Origin of the sequence: Photobacterium damselae, from assembly GCF_003026815.1 — a bacterium.
Taxonomy (GTDB): domain Bacteria; phylum Pseudomonadota; class Gammaproteobacteria; order Enterobacterales; family Vibrionaceae; genus Photobacterium; species Photobacterium damselae.
In genome coordinates this window covers 51622-71779 of sequence record NZ_PYOG01000012.1, presented here as the reverse complement: position 1 = coordinate 71779, position 20158 = coordinate 51622, and the positions used below count along the sequence as shown (strand labels likewise).

The window sequence follows — 20158 nt, the reverse complement described above, 5'->3', positions numbered from 1 at the left end:
GTTTAGCTATGCCAAGCGTTTAAGTAAGTGTTCAGCAGGTTATCAATAAGCGCTTTGCCATCAACAGGTGTTGAGGTAAATAGCTTGTCATCAACCGTTAGTAGTGTAATACCGTGAACACCAGCCCAAAGAACACGGCTAGCTTCAAGAATTTCATCTTCTGATTTATTTGGTGTGATCTGACGGATTAATGCTTCTAGCATACCTGTCATATTATCAATACGCTCAGATTGCCATTCAGGTAGATCTTCACCATTCATCGTATGTTGGAAAATCAACTGCCAACGATAAGGATGCTGAGTTGCAAACTCTAAGTAACAATATGCCAGTCTGCGAAGCGCATCTTCTGCTGAGGTTGCTTCTTTCATACTAGCTTCAGCTTCCTTCGACATTTCGTCTAGTGTCTGAGCAACAGCATGCAGTAACAATAAATTGTAATTACCAAAAACATTTACTAACGTACTAGGAACATAGCCGATCATTGCCGCTACTTTACGTAAGCTAAGTTCATGGTGTGGATGTTCGTTAAGAAAATTCTTAACCTGCTCCAAAGTCATATTTACCAACTCTTCACGAGTGTGGTCGTTTCTTCTTGCCATTGAATACTACTCTTAAGTAAAAGATTCTATTATGTTGTAATTATTGTTATTCGTTGTGCCGCAATCCCTAACTATCGGGGATATAGAATGACGTTCGATATTTTAAGTTTAATTGCCTATAAGGGTCAACATCACAGAGTGCGATTATTCTGCTGATGTATATTCTGATGGCTTTTAATATCCATATTGGCATTTATCTCTGGGTAAATATCGAACATACACTCACTTTGACTATAAATTTAATCTTTAGTGCCCTAAAGATCGATTTCTGCCAACCGAATCTATACTCAACGCATTTTTATCAAAAAATAATTGAGTTCTTTTTTTGTTTACCTCTCAATTTTAATTGTTCAACCGTTCGATTAATAGTGAATTTTACGATTTCATACGGTTAAATCGCGAAAAAGAGACGGATTGATGAAAATTGCAAGAATTTTGATAAGCAGCGATAATTATTGGTAACAATTTCATTCTTTGGCTTCATTGACTTTCTGTTAGATGTCGCTAGGATGCAAAGAATTGCTCATATTTCTAATAGGTTATCTTTTAGGTATAAGGGTAAATCACAATCGAAAAAGGTATTGGATATCATTATGAAACGTTTCTTTACCCTCTTTGCTCTCATTATTGCGGTGTCGTTTGCTGCTCCGCATGTAGAAGCAAAGAAATTTGGTGGCGGTAAGTCTTTTGGCAAAAGCTATAAGACCGCGCCTATGAAACAGCAGCAAAAACCACAGCAAACCGATACGATTGGAAAGAAAGCAACCAATACTCAATCAGGTAAGAAAGGTCTGATGGGGGGCTTATTAGGTGGCTTACTCGCTGGTGGTTTGATTGCTGCATTCTTTGGTGGTGCTTTTGATGGCATCAACTTTATGGATATTTTGATCATTGGTGTGATCGCATTTGTTATCTTCAAGCTACTAAAAGGCATGAGAGCAAACAAAGGTACGCCAATGGGTCATCGTGAAGCGTATGCAGGGAATTCCCCTCAACAGCGTAATCAACAACAAGCTCAGTTTCGTCAAGCGGCAAATGGTGCTTCAACGGGTTTCTCTCCTGACAGCGATGTGCCATTTAATTTACCGCCGAACTTTAACTTAAATGCATTCTTGAACGGTTCTCGTGAACATTATCGTACGATTCAGGAAGCATGGAATAAAAACGATCTGGCTAAGATTCGTGAATATGTCTCTCCTGCGTTGCTTAACGATCTAATGGCTGAGCGTGCGAAACTCAATGGTGAGCAACATACTGAAGTGATGTATGTCGATGCTGAAGTCGTACGTGCAGATTACGATGCGAACATGGCTCAGTTAAGTATCCAGTTCTCTGGTCGCTATAAAGATAGCCATGAAGGTGTTGAGGAAGATATTACCGATGTGTGGCACCTAGAGCGTGATCTTCGTACGCCAAATGCACCTTGGTTAATTGTAGGTATTCAAGCTTAAGCTTAGTTATATAGACCTAGTTATTGAGAAAGCCGCGTTAATATTATGTTGATGCGGCTTTTTTTGTTGAAAATTTATGCAGTTTAAAATGAGATAAAATGCGTGATATTTCATTTGTTTGAGCTAGATCTCGCTTATCTAAGTAAAGATTGCAAGAACATGATCTCTACACCTATTTTTATTCTTTGCTAGGGTTAGTATGAACACAGATAAGTTAATTCCGCTCGCGGAGCATTTGTAACGAGGTGACTATGCCATATACCGCTGATATCGTTAATGAAATGAATCTTCTGGTTAAATTTCCAATGCACTCAAATCTTGAGGGGATCAAGGTTCACAGTAATGCAACACCAGAGATGGTTGAGGCTGCTAAACGTCTTTATGCAAAAGGTTTGGTAACTCAAGAAGATGGGGGCTACTTAACTTATGCCGGCCATCAAGCGGTTGAGCATGCAAAAGCGGCTTTACGCATTTTAACCGGCAAAGTGTCGGAGTAAGGAATTATCTCTTGCGAGTTTAGCTCACGGTGATATTTTCTAATTCAGTAATAGTTTGTAGGGCAATTTCATTACTTGTACCACAAACATCACTACATGCTTTAAATTGATGACAAACCTCTGGTCTTTCTGGCTTGCCAAAGAGTTTACAGAGGTTTTGTTCGTTTAGTTGAATACAGCGTACACCCGCAGGTTTACCTTGTGGCATTCCTGGGATCGGTGATGAAATACTTGGCGCAATACAGCATGCTCCACAGCCTAGTCTGCATTCCATTTTTTACCTCTTTATATGTAATTAACTCAACTTATAAGCGATAAGTCCGATGACTCTACTCCATAAGGGGGGCGAAAGTTACCACTCATTTGCTGTTGGGTCAAAATTCTGTATCAATAATAATTAGCCGAACGATAATTAAGAATGCCTCTTATTTCTAACCTATAGTGATATTAATAGGTAGGATGATCTTGCACTTTGCTTGATGGATCGATATAAACCGCATTCTTTAATTGAATGATCGAATAAAATTGGTGTAGCTATCATGACGCAGTTTTGGCAAGAAAAAAACTTAACAGAGATGACAGAGCAAGAGTGGGAGTCACTTTGTGATGGTTGTGGTAAATGCTGCCTACATAAACTGATTGATGATGATACTGATGCTATTTATTACACCAATGTAGGTTGTAGTCTGCTTGATAATAAAACATGCTCTTGTAAAGATTACGCAAACCGCTTCGAATCTGGCGAAGAGTGTTTGAAACTAACTCGTGAACGTATTGATGAGTTTGTTTGGTTACCTGAAACTTGTGCTTATCGTCTATTGGCTGAAGGTAAATCACTACCGGAATGGCACCCATTATTGACGGGCTCTAAAGATGCAATGCATGATGCTGGCGAATCAGTTCGCGATCAATTTGTGTATGAAATTGATGTGATCGATTGGGAAGATCATATTTTGAATCATCCTCATCGTAATTAATACTTCACTCGCTCTTATTAAAAGCTCGCTACTACGCGAGCTTTTTTGTATCTTCTGTTTGTGTGTTTATACTTATATTGAGTTGCTTTTTTATCAAAACCATAAGTATGAATGCTTTATAAATTTTACCAATGGTTTGGTATCGTGATGATTTAACGGTTAAGGAGAATTTTTAAATGGGAACGATAATAGGCTTAATTATTTTAGCTGCGCTAGATTGGTATTTGGTTCGTAAAACCGGGCTTCATATGCCTCAATTAATTTCTAAAAAGTATGCTGAGTATTTACAAGACAAAGAGAATCGCAAGTAGGGCGTTGGGATAATAGTCCAATTTACCGATTTTAATCAGTCGTTACCTAATTCGTTTTTGCTTCCTAATCTCTTACGCGAGCTTTTTGTCTGTTTTTGTCATCAAGAGCCGCAAAATATTACCTAATAGCATTTCTCTTAATATCATTATTCCTCATATAATAAGCTCTTCATTTTCTTACGGATAAGAATCTTTCCTCTATGTTTATCTTTCCATCAACTCCCGAACTTATTGTTTGGCTACTGCTCGCGGTGTCGATTGTGACCGCGATATCATCGTCTAAGCCATGGTGGTCATTACCGCTTGGGATGACGCTAATCTCCGCATTATGGGTTGGAGTGCTGACTCCAATTGGTGCATTCGTGGTCATAATAGGTTTAGCCGTTGCTTATATGACTCAGAAGTTTAGTCGGGGTTATTGGTACATTGCGGGGCATATTTTTGTGCTGGGGTGGGCTATTGCGCTAACTATTCACGCTCTACCTGGGTTTCATAATCTATTGGTATTAGATAAAGTCATCACCAGCCCTGATAGTGTGCCTTTTACTCTATATTTCAATTTAGATAAACCCATGATCGTGTTTGGTTTGCTTTTGCTATTACCAAATATGATGGGAGATAAACCTATTGTGTGGCAATTAACGGCCAAACAATGGCTGGGTATTGGCGTTGGCCTAGTTGTCCTGCCATTGGTTGCGATGGGAGTGGGGATTGTAAAACCTGACTTTATCGTACCGAGCTGGATTGGCTGGTTTATCTTTAATAACTTACTCTTTACCTGTGTTGCAGAAGAAGTGTTATTTCGAGGCTATATTCAAACCCAGTTAGCGCGTAAATTGCCTATCGTATGGGCAATAATTTTTGCGAGCTTATTGTTTGGTATTGCACACATTGCTGGTGGGGTAATGCTGGTTATAGTCGCGGCACTGGCAGGTGGATTGTATGGCCTGAGCTATTATTGGAGTAAAAAGCTGACGTTAGCTATTGCCGTACATTTTTGCTTTAATCTGATTCACTTACTCTTTTTTACTTATCCATTATTAAAAGCATGATTTATTCAAAACATGGTGCTTGGAGATAAATCAGGGGATTGGAGTATAGAATAATAGTAAGTAGACACTCTCTTTTTGAAGTATCTACTTACCATCAATACAGATTTATCTTTGACTTGTCTTTAAGTTAGAGCTTGATGCGATCCCCTTGCTCTGTGAAGATAAAATTAATACCTAATGGATTGTTTTCATTAAGCTCTCGTTGAATAACAAACTTAGGATCTGGGCCTTGTTTTAAACTGTATTTTATATGTGTAATCACAACATTTAACCCTGCTATGGCCTGGGGATTATCCGTGTATGACGCCAATTTATTTAGCTCGGCCTGTATCCAGTTAGGAGTTAAGTGGCCAAAGAGGGCTTTATCTGGCGTGCTATTACTAAATGATGACTCAATAAAGATCCCTCTTAGCTGCCTTGCATTGATATAAGGGGCTAATTGCTTCCAAATAGTATCTAATGACTGGCTGTTTTCAACACTATCAGGCCCAGTATCACCAAGATAAATCACCGCTTCTTTGGCTGAGTTTTCAAATAAAAAAGCACTAGACTCAATACCAGAATGACTTAGAGGAAAGGTCTTAACTTTTAGCTCTGTTCCTTTAACTTGCTGCCAGCCTGAGGTTGATAATGGGGTAAGTACATACTTATTAAGTTTGTAGCCTTCGCCTTGATTGGTAAAGTTAGGCCAAGCTTTCCAGTTAAAGTAGTGTTGGCTAATTGTTTGGTGAACCGATGGTAGAGCATAGATAGTTTTAGAGCTGTCATCGGGTGATGAAATGATAAGGCCTGCAATATGATCAAGATGGCCGTGACTGATAAAGTAGCCTTTGATTTTTTTGTTAAGCAGATAACCGACTTCGTTATAATCGCAAGTAGGAGGTACAGTAAGGTCGTTAAAAGCTTCTTTTTGTACCGCAGCTCTTAATCCATTTACTAAGCTTCCTGCGTCTAATGTAATGTAGTTATCATCACTGTTAGATTTGAGCATAAAGGCAGTTAGGTTACCATCTTGGATGCCTCCTTTAGCACCTAGCGTAACCACATCAAAGCCACTGTAACTTAATGTTGAGTAGCAGCACAGCATAGCAGCAATCAGTTTTCTTACCATAAGATCCTTCTTGAATCGATATTCCACAAAATTTTGAGGCTATATACAAAAAGATACTCAGATCACAAAGTTATTTTTACTGAGAATGGGATCTCGATGAAGTTATTTAGAGATTTATGGTGTGATGTGTTTTAGGCGCTCTGATTGTGCTAAAGCTACTGGTTGCACTGTAGGGCTATGGATTTGGGAGAGAAATCGCCGAAAAATTAAGGCTCAATAAGAGATGACCTTACTGAGCCTATTGGGTTACCAATGATATGTACTATTGTACTGAGCTAAAGGTATCACAAACCCGAGGATCGCCTGATTCAAAGCCTTTTTTAAACCATGCAATACGTTGAGCAGAAGAACCATGGGTAAATGCATCTGGCTGCACGGCTTGACCTGCCATTTGCTGTAAGCGGTCATCACCAACGGCATCGGCAGCTTTAATACCTTCTTCGATATCACCAGGCTCTAGCATGTTCATCTGTTTGTTTACATCGTGTCCCCAAACACCAGCGTAACAGTCAGCTTGTAACTCTAACATCACACTCAGTTTATTGGCTTCAACTTTACTGCTACGTTGTTGAAGTTGGTGTACTTTGGTACTGGTACCCAATAGATTTTGAACATGGTGACCGACTTCATGAGCAATCACATAAGCAAAGGCAAAATCTCCAGGTGCACCGAGCTGTTTTAGCTCTTTCATAAAGCTAAGATCAAGGTAAATCTTTTGATCTGCTGGGCAGTAAAATGGGCCTGTTTGTGCTTGCCCAACGCCGCAGCCTGTACGAGTGACTTTGTTGTACAGAACTAAAGTTGGCTCTTGATAACGATTACCTAAATGATTTTTCCAAACGGTTTCTGTCGTACCAAGAACGGCTGCGACAAATTGTTTATTTTCATCGTTAGCAACGTGAGAGCTTGCTTTGGATGGACTTTGTGAGCCAGATAATGAGCCGCCGGTAAAATGTTGAACAGCGAAAAATGCAGCACCGACCAATAAAATAATACGACCGACTTTGGTTCGGATCAGAAATGGAATCAAACGGATAAGGCCCGCGCCACCCATACCTGCTTGAGCGGGTTCTTGGCCTCGTCTGTCTTCGATATTGTCACTTTGTTTGGAATCGCGCCAACGCATACTGTTACCTTTGATTATCTATTTAATTTTTAGTCGAGGATAAACCAATCGATCTGGCTGTGACAAAAAAATGGCGGCAAATAATAGCTGTTAGCAGAAAATTTTACAAAGTGCAGACAAAAGTGGTATGGAGTGAGTAGGGAACATTACAAAATAGGATGACTGAACTTAGATCAACAGGGCCATCATAAGACCCTGTATATGATCTGTTATTTGAAAAGAGCTAGGAGCGTGTTTGACTTAAAGCGCAGCGCGAGCTTGAGTTAGAATATCAACAATAGGTTGAGCTTTATTATGACGACGAATATCGGCAAAAAGTGCTTTTGCTTGAGGATATTCATGACGTAAATAGGCAAACCACTGCTTGATTCGGTTAGGGTAGTACAAGCCCTTATCACCTTTAATTTCAAACGTAGAGTAGTGCAGCAATAGGTCTAATACTTCGGTCCATGGCATATGGTCAGCGTTATATTTTATGACATTACCTAAATTTGGCAGGTTAATTGCGCCGCGACAAACCATCAAAGATTGGGTGCCTGTAGTGGCAATACACTGTTGGCCGTCTTGATAATTCCATACTTCACCATTGGCAACAATTGAGATAGGACTGTGTTGTTGTAATTGATGAATGTAATCCCACTTAATCTCTTCTGCGCGATAGCCATCTTCTTTAGTTCGACCATGAACGGTAATTTCATCCGCGCCAGCTTGAGCAATGGCATCGGCAATCTCAAAGCAGTGATTAGGGTCGTCCCAGCCAAGGCGAATCTTTGCTGTAACCGGTTTGGTGGGATCAACAGCCTGACGAACAGATTTCACGATCTGGTGGATGAGCTCTGGTTCTTTAAGTAATACTGCGCCACCTTTACTTTTGTTTACCAGTTTAGCTGGACAACCAAAGTTAATATCGACACCAGGGGAGCCAAGTTCTACAGCTCGACGGCCATTTTCTGCCATCCAATTTGGATCTTGTCCTAAAATTTGCACGCGAACTGGGGTTCCTGCACGAGTTTTTCCCCCATTGTGTAATTCAGGGCAAAGACGATAGAAGACACTGTTAGGAAAAAGGCGATCAACAACTCGAACAAATTCAGTAACACAGAGATCATAGTCATTAATATCGGTCAAGATCTCTCGCATTAAATGGTCGAGCACTCCTTCCATCGGACCTAAAATTACGCGCATGGGTTAGCTAACTCTTAATAAAGGATGAATTCACAGTAAGGGGCGTGATTTTAGAGGTTGAGAGTTAGCTTGTCACCTCTGTTTTAATGTTGATGTTTTTATGGTTGGATTTTTCTCGGGTTCGCATATTCTCGACCATTGGGTATAATTATTTTCTTTTGCTCATTTTAATTGAGATAAGTAATGACCGATTTAATCAAACTTCCTGACCATTGGCAGGGCATGTCAGCAACATTTATTGAAGGTGCACTGTTTGCTGCTAATTCAAACCCAAAACCAATGGAGCCAGAAGTTTGGTTGCCAGAACTGCTTGGGAGTGATGTAGCCCTTAGTGATGATGATAAAACGCTTATTCTTAATCACTTTGAATTGCAATATCGTACCGTTAAAGCTGGCGAGTATCAGTTAGATCCAACGTTAGTATGGGCTGAAGAGAACCGTGCAAATTTAGCACAATTTGCCCAAGGTTTTTTGTCTGTTTGGCAACACATTGAACCAAACTGGGCAGAACAACCAATTAATGATGGCACTATGCGTATGCTATCTGCTTTACTCACAACTTTAATGCTACTAGTTGATGAAGAAGAGACTCGTGCTCAGATGCAAGAAGCTGGCATTGATGCGATGCCAGAGCTTGAGATTTTATGCCAGCAACTCTCTTTGATGTTAACTGAAGTGATGATGGCCGGTGATGAGCTACAAATTGGAGCGGGGGCACAAGCGGTTAATCCATTTAAAGATGTCGGTCGTAATGACGCGTGTCCGTGCGGCAGTGGCAAAAAATTCAAGCAGTGTTGCGGTAAGTAATCACTGCAGATAACAAAAAAGCGAAGTTATGGTTAAACTTCGCTTTTTTTACTTATGGGCTTATTTAATTGGTTCTATTTAAGCTTTCTTATTAAAAAACTGCGCCAAAATCATCACAGCACATGCCAGTAGGTTCACAGCAAAGATGATCACTAGCCATTGTGGCATTGATTGGCCTAAGAAACTCCACACCACTTTTGAGCAATCCCCATAAGCTTCAAACATCCAAGGAGCCCAATGGTTTAGAGGTGCCCAATCAGGGAATTTTACGAAGAGGTCACAAGTTGCAAATGGTGATGGATTAAACTGATAACCAACATGCTCTTGAGCTAACTCAAATCCTCGAAACGCACTGTATGCCCATCCAGCTAAACCTAACCAGCGGAAATAAGGGTACTGCGGTGCAATTAAACCAATTAGAGCTGCAACGACAATCCCCATCATTGCTACACGCTCATAAATACACATAACGCAAGGTGCAAGTCCCATGACATGTTCAAAAAATAGGGCACAGCCTTCAAAAAAGATGATACAGAACAATAGGGTCAGCCAAGCTTTACGGCTTTTTGAATAGGCGTTAAAAAATTGCATCAGTTGCATTATGTCATTCTCTGATATTGGAACACCAATGCTTCCTGTTTAGGTAGAGCATCATTGGTTGGGTAATCATATATAACTAATTAATTGAAGCTACAAGGTTTTTGCTCTTAGGTAACTACTTATCTATGACCTTTGAAATTGGCAAAGATTCAATCATAAGGCCAGTAATAAGTAAACTGGCCTTATGATATTTTGTTACCTAGTCTAAAACTCTTGCTTCTTAATGAGCCGCAGGGACAACAGCTTGAATGGCTTCTGCTGCAGGAGCGGTTAACCAACCAGTAGCTTCGAACCAATGGGTCATTGGTACAAGAAGTAACTCAATACCAGCAAGACCTACTAATGTCAGTACAATCGTATACGGCAGCGCCATATAGACCATACGACCGTAAGAAAGACGAATCAGTGGTGCAATTGCCGAAGTTAGAGCAAATAAGAATGCTGCTTGACCATTTGGTGTTGCAACCGATGGTAGGTTCGTTCCGGTATTGATTGCTACGGCTAGCATGTCGAATTGATCGCGAGTAATGACACCATCAAGCAGAGCTGCTTTAACTTCGTTGATGTATACCGTACCAACAAAGACGTTATCTGACACCATCGACAAAATACCATTTGCGACATAGAACATAGTGAGCTGAGCGCTGCCTTCCATACTCAGTACCCATTGAATAATAGGTGCAAACAGATGTTGGTCGATAATAACGGCAACGATAGAGAAAAATACCGCTAATAGTGCCGTAAAAGGTAGCGCTTCTTCAAACGCTTTACCCAGTGCATGCTCTTCGGTGATCCCGGTAAATGATGTTGCCAGAATAATCACAGTAAGACCAATTAAGCCAACCGCGGCAAGGTGCAGAGCCAAACCTACAATTAACCATACAGCAATCACAACTTGAATGATTAACTTGGCATAGTCGAGGTTAGTGCGACTTTTACGCTCTTCATTATCAAAATCAACTAAGATCTTACGTACATTTTCTGGTAACCGAGCGCCATATCCGAATAAGTGGAACTTTTCGACCAAAATACAGGTGAGTAGACCACAGATAAATACAGGCACTGTCACTGGAGCCATGCGGATAATAAACTCACCAAACTGCCAGCCAGCTTGATCGGCAATAATCAAGTTCTGTGGCTCACCAACCATGGTTGTTACGCCACCTAAAGCGGTACCGATACCAGCATGCATTAATAAGCTACGTAAAAAAGCACGATAGTTTTCTAGGTCATCACGACTCACTTCCTGCACATTTTCATCAGAGGTGTGGTCATGCTGGCTATTTGGATCTTGTTCGGAAGCTACCTTGTGATAGATGCTGTAAAAACCAACTGTTACGCTAATAACAACCGCAATAACAGTTAAAGCATCTAAGAAAGCGGAAAGAAATGCGGCCATGACACAAAATGCCAACGACAATAAAACTTTTGAGCGAATACCAATTAAGATCTTGGTGAAGATAAACAGTAGCAGCTGCTTCATGAAGTAGATACCTGCCACCATAAACACAAGTAGCAGTAGAACTTCAATATTGGCAACCAATTCGTGTTTTACTTGCTCTGGGCTAGTCATCCCAATAGCAACGGCTTCAATAGCCAGTAAGCCACCAGGTTGGAGCGGGTAACACTTCAGTGCCATGGCTAGGGTGAAGATAAATTCAACCACCAAAAGCCAACCAGCAACAAAAGGATCAACAAGGAAGAAAACAATAGGGTTAATAATTAAAAATGCAATAATTGCAACTTTGTACCAATCGGGCGCCTTACCGAGGAAATTTTTGATAAAGGCGTTCCCTAGAGATATAGCCATGTAAACGGTCTCTTATAATTATGTGTTAATACAGAGAACTGGCTGCAGTACCTTAAGTAATCAATAGGCCGAGTTACTTACATTGCTCCGTGCAATAGTAGGTAACGATGAATTATTGAGACCTCTAAGCTAAAAACCATAAGTTGTGATGCTTTAACTGCTTCAATAGTAAGGTTATTACTTGAATTAAGCGGTAAATATGGTGTTTAACTTAAAGCAGGCAGTCACATCCATTTCACTCCCAAAGTTCATGTCTTGTTACTCTACCTTTTGATCTAGATCAGTCAAGAGAATAACTTGAACTTAATTCTTTTCTTAAAATTACATCACAAAAATGGGAGCAATAATGTGCCAGACACTCAGCTGATTAATATAACGGCAAAAGTGTAAGGGAATGTTGCGTAACATCAAACTAAGTTCACTAATTTGCGTTATTAGTTGCGCAAATATTATGCTTTATAGTTTACATTTTGTAGATATTCATCTTGGCCAATTGCGACAAAAAGGATAATGGAAGTAGTTTGGGGATATGGCAAAACTAGTGGTATGATGAGTCAATATAAATATAAGCAAGAAGCAAATTGGATAATAGTTAAATGGTTATAAAGGCAGATAGCCCAGCAACATTTGCAGAAAAATATATTATCGAAAGCATCTGGAATAATCACTTTCCTCAGGGATCTATCTTACCTGCGGAGCGAGAGCTTTCTGAATTGATTGGTGTAACCCGTACGACTTTACGTGAAGTATTGCAGCGTCTTGCTCGTGATGGGTGGTTGACCATTCAGCATGGTAAGCCAACCCGCGTAAATAATTATATGGATACGTCGGGTCTTAATATTTTAGATACGCTGATTACTCTAGATGGACAGGATGTACAACGAGTATTAACGGATCTGCTGGCAGCTCGTACTGATATCAGTAGCATTTTTATGCGTTATGCCGTTAAAGGTAATGCAGAAGAGTCAAGCAAGTTAATTCAGCATGTGATCGAATCATGTGAAAAACTGCTTGCAGCAGAGAGCTTTGCGGAATTTATTGAAGAGAACGAAGATAAAGTTGAGTTGCTACAAGAAGTGAAGAAAATTGTCGATAAATACGGTAAGGATGATCCTGAACTGTGTGAAGCAATTTGTCGCGCTCGTGCATTTAACTTTTATGATTACCGCATGTTCCAAGGCATGGCGAAGTGTTCAAACAATACCTTATATGTTCTGACCATTAATGGCCTTCGCAAAATCTACACTCGTGTTGGTGGCTACTACTTTATGAAGCCAGAAGCGTGCCAGTTGGCGTTAAGTTACTATCGTGATATGCAGGCATATTGTGATAATCAGCAGCCTGAATTAGTTGCTGAGCGTATTCGTACCTATGGTCGCGATAGTGGTGCAATTTGGTTTATGCACCGAGACGAGATCATGCGTTATATGCACGAAGAAGAGCAGTAATAACGATTTGTTCGTTGGAGCTACAGATTATATAAGTAAAGGGAGAGCCTATATTAAGCTCTCCCTTTTCTTTTGTGTGCAGTTTATATTTCCGTATTGTAATTGGTTTTAGGAGGACAGGTTTCTAAGATCTTTGCGCGGCCATCGGGCTCTTCTTGCTCTAAGATAACGTCAAACCCCCAAATACGATGTAGATGTTTAATGACTTCTTTGTGTGAATCAGCCAGTGGAATTCGGTTGTGCGGAATGTAGCGTAAGGTGAGTGAACGATCACCTCGAAGATCGACATTCCACACCTGAATATTGGGTTCATTATTGCTAAGGTTATATTGTGAAGAGAGTTTTTCTCGAATCATACGATAGCCTTCTTCATTGTGAATAGCACTGATCTCAACATAGTTATGACGGTCATTATCATCAACCGCAAACAGCTTAAAATCTCGCATCACTTTCGGCGATAAGAACTGGCTAATGAAACTCTCATCTTTAAAGTTTTCCATCGCAAAATGGACTGTGTCCAACCAATTAGAGCCTGCAATATCAGGGAACCAATATTTATCCTCTTCCGTTGGGTTTTCACAAATACGGCGAATATCTTGGAACATAGCAAACCCCAAAGCATAAGGGTTAATACCATTGTAATAGGGGCTGTTATAACTTGGCTGCGCGACAACATTGGTATGGCTATGAAGGAACTCCATGATAAAGCGCTCAGAAACTAGTCCTTCATCATATAAGTGATTCATAATGGTGTAATGCCAAAAGGTAGCCCAGCCTTCGTTCATCACTTGGGTCTGTTTTTGAGGGTAAAAGTACTGACTGACTTTTCGCACAATACGCACAACTTCTCGTTGCCATGGCTCTAATAGCGGTGCGTGTTTTTCAAAAAAATACAATATGTTTTCTTGTGGTTCTGATGGAAAACGCTCTTTAGGTTTTTCTTGTTCTAGTTCTTTATGGACAGGAATGGTTCGCCACAAAGCGTTGACTTGGGTCTGTAAATAATCTTCTCGTGCTTTCTGTCTGGCAGTTTCTTCAACTAAAGAGATTTTTTGTGGGCGTTTATAACGATCAACCCCATAATTCATCAAGGCATGACAGGAATCGAGAAGTTTTTCGACCTCATCTACGCCATATTTTTCTTCGCAATCGGTAATATAGTTACGAGCAAAAAGGAGGTAGTCAATAATGGAGCTGGCATCGGTCCAGGTTTTAAATAGGTAGTTGCCTTTAAAGAATGAGTTGTGGCCGTAACAAGCATGCGCCATAACAAGAGCCTGCATTGTAATGGTGTTCTCTTCCATTAAATAAGCAATACAAGGGTCTGAGTTAATAACAATCTCATAAGCAAGCCCCATTTGACCATGCTTATAACCACGCTCGGTTTCAATAAATCGTTTACCGAAAGACCAGTGGTGATAGTTGATAGGCATACCGATACTGGAATAAGCATCCATCATCTGTTCGGCTGTAATAACTTCAATTTGGTTAGGGTAAGTATCTAACCGGTAGTGCTTAGCGATACGTTTAATTTCTTGATGGTATTGCTCAAGCAGATTGAAAGTCCAGTCTGGTCCATCACTGAGCATTTTTGATTTAGTGCTGGTGGCCATAATACATTCCCCTTAACGTAAAGTGACATCCATGTGTTTGGGTGTATTGGTAATACCAATCTATTTTGCAAGATTGGTATTTGTCATTAACTTACCTGTTTTTTGAAAAGTTCTCGGAAGACAGGGAAGATATCATCAACACCACGAATGTTTTGCATCGTAAAGTTGTCGTGACTTGCTTGTAGTGCTTCATATTCGCGCCACAAGGTTTGATGTGCACGACGAGTAATTTCAATGTATGAGTAATATCGAGTCACAGGCAAAATTTCTTTATTAAGTAGCTCTCGGCATCCTGGTGAGTCATCTGCCCAGTTATCACCATCTGAAGCTTGTGCTGCGTAAATATTCCATTCATCCGGTGAGTAACGTTTTTTGACAATTTCATCCATCAAACGTAATGCACTTGAGACTATGGTTCCCCCCGTTTCTTGCGAGTAGAAAAATTCATGTTCGTCGACTTCTTTTGCTTGGGTGTGGTGACGAATAAACACAACATCAACGTTTTTATAGGTTCGATTTAAAAAGAGGTAGAGCAAGATATAAAAACGTTTAGCGATATCTTTGGTTGCCTGATCCATTGAACCTGATACATCCATCAAGCAAAACATAACAGCTTGACTGGACGGTTGAGGTCGACGTTCATAGTTTTTGTAACGTAAATCAAACGTATCAATAAAAGGCACACTACGAATTTTTTTACGCAGCACTTCTATCTCTTCTTTGATTCGAGCCTCTTCTAATGGCTGAGCCGGTTCTGTGGTAAAGAGAAGATCCAGTGCTTGTTCTAATTCTCGCAGCTGACGTCGTTTTCCTGCACTCATTGCGGTTCGACGAGCCAGTGAGTTTTGTAAGGATTTTACAATGGCGATATTAGATGGAACCCCTTGTGACTTATAGCCTGAACGGAATGTTTTCCATTCTACGATTTGGTTCATTTGGTTCTTTTGTAAATTTGGTAGTTCGAGATCTTCAAAAAGCAGGTCAAGATATTCATCTTTGGAGATCTGGAATACAAATTCGTCTTGTCCTTCACCGTCTGGACTGGCTTGCCCTTCGCCTGAGCCACCTTGCCCAGCGCCTCCCTGTGGGCGATCGATACGATCGCCAGGGATAAATTGGTCGTTACCTGGGTGGACAACATCACGTTGCCCACCACGTCCTTGGTGAAAGCTTGGTTCACTAATATCGCGTGATGGGATACTAATATCTTCACCACTATCGACATCAGTAATCGAGCGCTTATTTACAGCGTCTGCAATAGACTCTTTTATCTGTTGCTTGTGACGACGTAGAAAGCGTTGTCGATTGACGGTGCTTTTATTCTTACCGTTTAATCGGCGGTCAATAAAATGCGCCATAAGCTTCCCCCTTATTTCATCCTGAAAACCATCTACCTATCTGTTGTTACTTATGAAGACTTACGAACTCGTAAATACCATTCAGATAGGAGGCGGACTTGTTTGCGGGTATAGCCTTTTTCCATCATACGAGCGACAAAATCATCGTGTTTTTTCTGCTCTTCTGATGAGGTTTTCGCATTAAACGAAATAACCGGTAGTAACTCTTCTGTATTTGAGAACATTTTCTTCTCAATCACAGTACGGAGCTTCTCATAGCTGGTCCAGTTTGGATTCTTTCCTGAATGATTGGCTCGTGCACGAAGCACAAAGTTCACAATTTCATTTCGGAAGTCTTTTGGATTGCTAATGCCCGCTGGTTTTTCGATTTTTTCCAGTTCGTTATTAAGAGCTGCGCGGTCAAATAGTTGGCCTGTTTCTGGATCTCGATACTCCTGATCTTGAATCCAGAAATCGGCATAACTGACATAGCGGTCAAAAATATTCTGGCCATACTCTGAGTACGACTCAAGATAAGCGGTTTGAATCTCTTTACCGATAAATTCAACATATTTCGGAATGAGATACCCTTTTAAGTGCTCCAGATATTTATCTGCCAAATCTTGCGGGAACTGCTCTCGTTCAATTTGTTGTTCAAGTACGTAGAAGAGGTGTACTGGGTTTGCCGCAACTTCTGAGTGATCAAAGTTAAAGACACGGGATAAAATCTTGAAGGCAAATCGTGTGGATAGGCCATTCATTCCTTCATCAACCCCAGCATAGTCACGATACTCTTGATACGATTTTGCTTTTGGATCGGTATCTTTTAACGTTTCACCATCGTAGACGCGCATCTTTGAATAAACACTTGAGTTCTCAGGTTCTTTTAAGCGAGAGAGAACAGAGAATCGGGCGAGAATATCTAAGGTGCTTGGTGAACACGGTGCCGTTGATAGCTGACTGTTTTGCAGTAATTTTTCGTAAATCTTCATCTCTTCCGAAATACGTAAACAGTAAGGAACTTTAACAATATAGACTCGGTCTAGGAATGCCTCATTGGTTTTGTTATTACGGAAAGATTGCCACTCGGATTCGTTTGAGTGAGCGAGGATCATCCCATCAAACGGTAGGGCGGAGAGTCCTTCAGTACCGTTATAGTTACCTTCCTGAGTCGCAGTCAGTAAAGGATGCAGAACTTTAAGTGGCGCTTTAAACATCTCAACAAACTCCATAAGGCCTTGGTTGGCTTTACAGAGGGCACCACTATAACTGTATGCGTCAGGGTCATCTTGTGAGAAATGTTCAAGTTGGCGGATATCAACCTTACCAACAAGGGATGAAATATCTTGGTTATTTTCATCTCCAGGTTCTGTTTTTGCCACCCCAACTTGATCAAGAATCGATGGGCGAACTTTGACTACCTTAAACTTAGTAATATCACCACCAAACTCGTGCAGACGTTTTGCTGCCCATGGTGACATAATGGAGTTAAGATAACGTTTAGGAATACCGTATTCATTTTTTAGCAAATCACCGTCTTCATTTTTATCAAATAAACAAAAAGGGTGATCATTAACTGGGCTTCGCTCGCCATTTGCTGTCAAAATATAAATGGGTACTTTCTGCATTAGACTTTTGAGTTTTTCCGCAAGTGATGACTTACCACCACCAACAGGCCCCAATAAGTAAAGAATCTGTTTGCGCTCTTCAAGCCCTTGTGCGGCGTGTTTAAGGTAAGAGACAATTTGCTCGATGGCTTCTTCCATGCCATAAAATTCTTCAAACGTCTTATATCGAGCGATAACTCGGTTAGAAAAGAGTCGACTTAAGCGTGGATCTAGTGCCGTATCAATCATTTCTGGCTCACCAATTGCCATTAATAGGCGCTCAGCTGCGTTCACATAGGCACTTCTATCTTCTCGACAAATATCAAGAAATTCTTGCAATGACAGTTCTTCATCCTTGGCTTCTTCATAGCGCTGACGATAGTGGTCAAAAATACTCATGGCTGCCCCCTGAATCGTTTCATTGATCAATGAATAAGTGCGAAGTCGATAGTTATTTCATCCTTTATCTCTAAGCCTAAACTGTTCGGATCAATGTGATTTACTAAGTGAAAGATCGTTTAATTCATTGTTCGTATCTCTTTGTGACATTTACTGTTGTGCAAAATTTATACACAAACCTACTATCCTCTTAAAAAATGCCTTATGCAAGTTGATTGTTAAAAAAATGTAGGTACTTTTTAGTGTAGATAATTTTAATTTTTTTGTTATTAGATAAATGGTCAAAAATCACAGTGATAAGCATTAAAATGGATGATTTGCTAAATTAGTTGGTTATTTTCTAGCATTATCTCTCTATGCTTTATGGTTTTAATAGATAGATCATGTTTTTTTATTTTTTTGTCATTGAGCTGAAAACAAAAAAATTTAAGTCATATTAATGGAAGGTAAAAATATTGGGTTACAAGAATGTAAATGGTGTTGATTTTATAATAACAATTCAGATAAATAGAAAATGGCTTAATTTCATCACAGATTATTTTGTTTAATCAAATTTAAGACTGGCCTTATTTTGTGAGAAAAATCACATTAAGTGTCTTAAGCTAATTAGGTAATTACGCATTTTTATTGGCGCGATATTGAATGTGCAAGGAGAGTGTAATGGCCATTTCTCGAGTAGATACTGTCTCAATTCCTGTTACTGATCAGAGTATTGCTTTGGCTTTTTATCGTGATGCTCTTGGGTTTGAATTAATTCGAGATCATCAATCTAACGTACATAAACGCTGGGTTCAGTTGGCGCCTAAAGGTGCTGAAACCACAATCAGTTTGGTTCCTCCTTTTGGTGGTATGGCAGCAGGCTCTGTACAAGGCCTGGTTGTGCAAACAGATGATTTACTGTCTACTCACAAAGAATTGAGTCAGCGAGGCGTTGCATTATCAGAAATTATTACGATTATGGGAGGGCGGTTTGCGACCTTTTCAGATCCTGATGGTAATGGTTGGGTTCTTATTGAACCGCTGTCGACTATGATGGCTTAAGACCATGAATATTAATATGGCTCAGTTAGTGATAATAAGCCCCTAAAAATAATAAATATTCTTAGGGGCTTACTCTTTTCTGAAGTAATTATTTTACAACAGAGATGATCGTACTTAGGGTATGAGCTTGATTAGGCTCTAGGGTTACACCTTGTCCATGAATAGCGGATTCAACACAGACCATAGTCTCATAGCTATCGTCAGCCATATCGCCCATACTGATGGACAATTCTTGCCAAGGATTCCAAATTACAGCAGCATTATGACCTTGGTTTTCAACGTTAATCTGGCGTTGGTTAGCTTTATCATCAATGGTAATAATGTTATTTGGTTGTGTGTAAACGCGGTCAGTTTCTGCGTGGAAGGTTAGTTCACTTTCACCATGGCAGATAGCGCCACCTTGAGTGCTATCTTGATATTCTTCCCCCATACCAGTAATTGCAATTTGCTTAATATTCGCAATATCAAAATAGGTATGAAGCGCGCCACCGTATGACCAAGTTTGATTGTCTGTATTTGTGGTGGTTAGGTGAACTTTTAGCTCACTGCCCATTTCAAAGATCAAACGGTTATGGAACTTATGAGGCCAAATCGCTTGAGTTTGTTCGTTGTCTTCTAGAGTTAAGCTAACGATAACACCCTGATCATTTTCACGGTGTTGCTCTAACGTCCACTGGCTATTACGGGCAAAACCATGAGAAGGTGTACCTGCTTTGCCAAACCAAGGCCAACAAACTGGAATACCACCACGAATTGCTTTTGCTGGATCAAACTCTGCTTTTTCGCTTAGCCAAATAACATCTTTTTCAGCGGCAGGTTTAAACCAAATTAGGTGACCGCCATGCAGTGAGATACCAGCTTCTACCATTGGATGGTTAATTCGTACAATATGAATGCCTTGGTAATCGCAGATGGTTACAGCATCTGATAGGGCATTGATAACAGGTAAATTTCGCAGATTCATTGGTTTATTCCCTAATAAACAAATATTGGATTTATGTTTATCTCTTTAAGACCTTAGATTAAATAAAAATGGACTCTTTCGTAGAAAAACATCAATACAATAATTACTTATTTTTTGTTGAAAATTATATCTTAATATTAAGATTTATTTGTTAAATATGTGAAGGAAGCGTTCTTGCTTTCTCGTTAGTCTCTTACATGATTTGTCTAAAGCTTGATGATTT

Annotated in this window: 19 protein-coding genes; 8 read left to right on the top strand and 11 right to left on the bottom strand. The window is 40.0% G+C overall.

Annotated features, from left to right (window positions below):
• Window positions 1–2 precede the first annotated feature (2 nt).
• Window positions 3–599: a TetR/AcrR family transcriptional regulator gene (locus tag CTN07_RS12355; protein ID WP_036763436.1), complete on the bottom strand. Its 597-nt coding sequence runs from the start codon at window positions 597–599 to the stop codon at window positions 3–5.
• A gap of 593 nt (window positions 600–1192) precedes the next feature.
• Between CTN07_RS12355 and CTN07_RS12350 the strand changes: the two genes are divergently transcribed.
• Complete coding sequence (locus tag CTN07_RS12350; RefSeq protein WP_171027818.1) at window positions 1193–2050, top strand: Tim44 domain-containing protein; 858 nt, start codon at window positions 1193–1195, stop codon at window positions 2048–2050.
• Between the two features lie 251 nt (window positions 2051–2301).
• Window positions 2302–2547, top strand: coding sequence for a TIGR02647 family protein (locus tag CTN07_RS12345; protein WP_005298298.1), 246 nt, complete (start codon window positions 2302–2304; stop codon window positions 2545–2547).
• A 19-nt stretch (window positions 2548–2566) separates the two neighbouring features.
• Here CTN07_RS12345 and CTN07_RS12340 read toward each other — a convergent pair whose 3' ends face one another.
• A complete protein-coding gene (locus tag CTN07_RS12340) occupies window positions 2567–2821 on the bottom strand; it encodes a YkgJ family cysteine cluster protein (RefSeq protein ID WP_036763439.1) in 255 nt (84 codons plus the stop codon).
• Window positions 2822–3086: 265 nt separating this feature from the next.
• On the opposite strand from CTN07_RS12340, the gene CTN07_RS12335 reads away from it, so the two are divergent.
• The 3 genes from CTN07_RS12335 to CTN07_RS12330 all read left to right on the top strand — a co-directional run bounded on the left by CTN07_RS12335 (window position 3087) and on the right by CTN07_RS12330 (window position 4887).
• Entirely contained in the window at window positions 3087–3524 is a 438-nt protein-coding gene (locus CTN07_RS12335; protein WP_005298300.1) for a YcgN family cysteine cluster protein, read from the top strand.
• A 176-nt stretch (window positions 3525–3700) separates the two neighbouring features.
• Window positions 3701–3835 carry a hypothetical protein gene (locus tag CTN07_RS23240; protein ID WP_085999117.1) on the top strand — a complete coding sequence of 45 codons (135 nt, stop codon included), beginning with the start codon at window positions 3701–3703 and terminating at the stop codon, window positions 3833–3835.
• A 200-nt stretch (window positions 3836–4035) separates the two neighbouring features.
• The gene (locus CTN07_RS12330) at window positions 4036–4887 is read left to right on the top strand and encodes a CPBP family intramembrane glutamic endopeptidase (RefSeq protein WP_005298302.1); all 852 of its coding nucleotides are present in this window, start codon (window positions 4036–4038) and stop codon (window positions 4885–4887) included.
• Between the two features lie 127 nt (window positions 4888–5014).
• Here CTN07_RS12330 and CTN07_RS12325 read toward each other — a convergent pair whose 3' ends face one another.
• From CTN07_RS12325 to dusC, 3 genes are all read right to left on the bottom strand, one after another.
• On the bottom strand, window positions 5015–5998 hold the full coding sequence (locus CTN07_RS12325) for an MBL fold metallo-hydrolase (protein WP_005298304.1): 984 nt from the start codon (window positions 5996–5998) through the stop codon (window positions 5015–5017).
• Between the two features lie 262 nt (window positions 5999–6260).
• Window positions 6261–7124 (bottom strand): KPN_02809 family neutral zinc metallopeptidase, encoded by an 864-nt coding sequence (gene ypfJ / locus CTN07_RS12320; RefSeq protein ID WP_005298306.1) that lies wholly within the window; start codon window positions 7122–7124, stop codon window positions 6261–6263.
• Window positions 7125–7364: 240 nt separating this feature from the next.
• Entirely contained in the window at window positions 7365–8309 is a 945-nt protein-coding gene (gene dusC / locus CTN07_RS12315) for a tRNA dihydrouridine(16) synthase DusC (protein ID WP_005298308.1), read from the bottom strand.
• 183 nt (window positions 8310–8492) lie between these two features.
• On the opposite strand from dusC, the gene CTN07_RS12310 reads away from it, so the two are divergent.
• Entirely contained in the window at window positions 8493–9116 is a 624-nt protein-coding gene (locus tag CTN07_RS12310) for an SEC-C metal-binding domain-containing protein (RefSeq protein ID WP_036763444.1), read from the top strand.
• 78 nt (window positions 9117–9194) lie between these two features.
• Here the strand turns inward: CTN07_RS12310 and dsbB are convergent, their stop codons facing one another.
• On the bottom strand, window positions 9195–9716 hold the full coding sequence (gene dsbB, locus CTN07_RS12305; protein WP_036763445.1) for a disulfide bond formation protein DsbB: 522 nt from the start codon (window positions 9714–9716) through the stop codon (window positions 9195–9197).
• Between the two features lie 220 nt (window positions 9717–9936).
• Window positions 9937–11526, bottom strand: a complete 1590-nt coding sequence (gene nhaB / locus CTN07_RS12300; protein WP_005298311.1) for a Na(+)/H(+) antiporter NhaB — start codon at window positions 11524–11526, stop codon at window positions 9937–9939.
• A 596-nt stretch (window positions 11527–12122) separates the two neighbouring features.
• Here nhaB and fadR point away from each other — a divergent pair.
• Window positions 12123–12974, top strand: coding sequence for a fatty acid metabolism transcriptional regulator FadR (gene fadR / locus CTN07_RS12295; protein ID WP_036763447.1), 852 nt, complete (start codon window positions 12123–12125; stop codon window positions 12972–12974).
• An 83-nt stretch (window positions 12975–13057) separates the two neighbouring features.
• Here fadR and CTN07_RS12290 read toward each other — a convergent pair whose 3' ends face one another.
• The 3 genes from CTN07_RS12290 to CTN07_RS12280 all read right to left on the bottom strand — a co-directional run bounded on the left by CTN07_RS12290 (window position 13058) and on the right by CTN07_RS12280 (window position 17930).
• A complete protein-coding gene (locus tag CTN07_RS12290) occupies window positions 13058–14587 on the bottom strand; it encodes a SpoVR family protein (protein WP_005298316.1) in 1530 nt (509 codons plus the stop codon).
• 86 nt (window positions 14588–14673) lie between these two features.
• Window positions 14674–15945: a YeaH/YhbH family protein gene (locus CTN07_RS12285; RefSeq protein ID WP_005298319.1), complete on the bottom strand. Its 1272-nt coding sequence runs from the start codon at window positions 15943–15945 to the stop codon at window positions 14674–14676.
• A gap of 50 nt (window positions 15946–15995) precedes the next feature.
• Entirely contained in the window at window positions 15996–17930 is a 1935-nt protein-coding gene (locus CTN07_RS12280) for a PrkA family serine protein kinase (protein WP_005298321.1), read from the bottom strand.
• 660 nt (window positions 17931–18590) lie between these two features.
• Here CTN07_RS12280 and CTN07_RS12275 point away from each other — a divergent pair.
• Entirely contained in the window at window positions 18591–18971 is a 381-nt protein-coding gene (locus CTN07_RS12275) for a VOC family protein (RefSeq protein WP_036763448.1), read from the top strand.
• 88 nt (window positions 18972–19059) lie between these two features.
• On the opposite strand, the gene CTN07_RS12270 is transcribed toward CTN07_RS12275, so the two are convergent.
• Window positions 19060–19935 (bottom strand): D-hexose-6-phosphate mutarotase, encoded by an 876-nt coding sequence (locus CTN07_RS12270; RefSeq protein WP_036763450.1) that lies wholly within the window; start codon window positions 19933–19935, stop codon window positions 19060–19062.
• Between the last annotated feature and the right edge of the window lie 223 nt (window positions 19936–20158).

What these genes read in the sequence shown, in the direction of transcription:
- CTN07_RS12350 (WP_171027818.1), top strand. Translation starts at nt 1,193, where the DNA reads ATGAAACGTTTCTTTACCCTCTTTGCTCTCATTATTGCGGTGTCGTTT.
- CTN07_RS12330 (WP_005298302.1), top strand. Translation starts at nt 4,036, where the DNA reads ATGTTTATCTTTCCATCAACTCCCGAACTTATTGTTTGGCTACTGCTC.
- CTN07_RS12355 (WP_036763436.1), bottom strand. Translation starts at nt 599, where the DNA reads ATGGCAAGAAGAAACGACCACACTCGTGAAGAGTTGGTAAATATGACT.
- nhaB (WP_005298311.1), bottom strand. Translation starts at nt 11,526, where the DNA reads ATGGCTATATCTCTAGGGAACGCCTTTATCAAAAATTTCCTCGGTAAG.
- CTN07_RS12310 (WP_036763444.1), top strand. Translation starts at nt 8,493, where the DNA reads ATGACCGATTTAATCAAACTTCCTGACCATTGGCAGGGCATGTCAGCA.
- ypfJ (WP_005298306.1), bottom strand. Translation starts at nt 7,124, where the DNA reads ATGCGTTGGCGCGATTCCAAACAAAGTGACAATATCGAAGACAGACGA.
- CTN07_RS23240 (WP_085999117.1), top strand. Translation starts at nt 3,701, where the DNA reads ATGGGAACGATAATAGGCTTAATTATTTTAGCTGCGCTAGATTGGTAT.
- CTN07_RS12280 (WP_005298321.1), bottom strand. Translation starts at nt 17,930, where the DNA reads ATGAGTATTTTTGACCACTATCGTCAGCGCTATGAAGAAGCCAAGGAT.
- CTN07_RS12335 (WP_005298300.1), top strand. Translation starts at nt 3,087, where the DNA reads ATGACGCAGTTTTGGCAAGAAAAAAACTTAACAGAGATGACAGAGCAA.
- CTN07_RS12270 (WP_036763450.1), bottom strand. Translation starts at nt 19,935, where the DNA reads ATGAATCTGCGAAATTTACCTGTTATCAATGCCCTATCAGATGCTGTA.
- CTN07_RS12345 (WP_005298298.1), top strand. Translation starts at nt 2,302, where the DNA reads ATGCCATATACCGCTGATATCGTTAATGAAATGAATCTTCTGGTTAAA.
- CTN07_RS12290 (WP_005298316.1), bottom strand. Translation starts at nt 14,587, where the DNA reads ATGGCCACCAGCACTAAATCAAAAATGCTCAGTGATGGACCAGACTGG.
- CTN07_RS12285 (WP_005298319.1), bottom strand. Translation starts at nt 15,945, where the DNA reads ATGGCGCATTTTATTGACCGCCGATTAAACGGTAAGAATAAAAGCACC.
- CTN07_RS12325 (WP_005298304.1), bottom strand. Translation starts at nt 5,998, where the DNA reads ATGGTAAGAAAACTGATTGCTGCTATGCTGTGCTGCTACTCAACATTA.
- CTN07_RS12340 (WP_036763439.1), bottom strand. Translation starts at nt 2,821, where the DNA reads ATGGAATGCAGACTAGGCTGTGGAGCATGCTGTATTGCGCCAAGTATT.
- fadR (WP_036763447.1), top strand. Translation starts at nt 12,123, where the DNA reads ATGGTTATAAAGGCAGATAGCCCAGCAACATTTGCAGAAAAATATATT.
- dusC (WP_005298308.1), bottom strand. Translation starts at nt 8,309, where the DNA reads ATGCGCGTAATTTTAGGTCCGATGGAAGGAGTGCTCGACCATTTAATG.
- dsbB (WP_036763445.1), bottom strand. Translation starts at nt 9,716, where the DNA reads ATGCAACTGATGCAATTTTTTAACGCCTATTCAAAAAGCCGTAAAGCT.
- CTN07_RS12275 (WP_036763448.1), top strand. Translation starts at nt 18,591, where the DNA reads ATGGCCATTTCTCGAGTAGATACTGTCTCAATTCCTGTTACTGATCAG.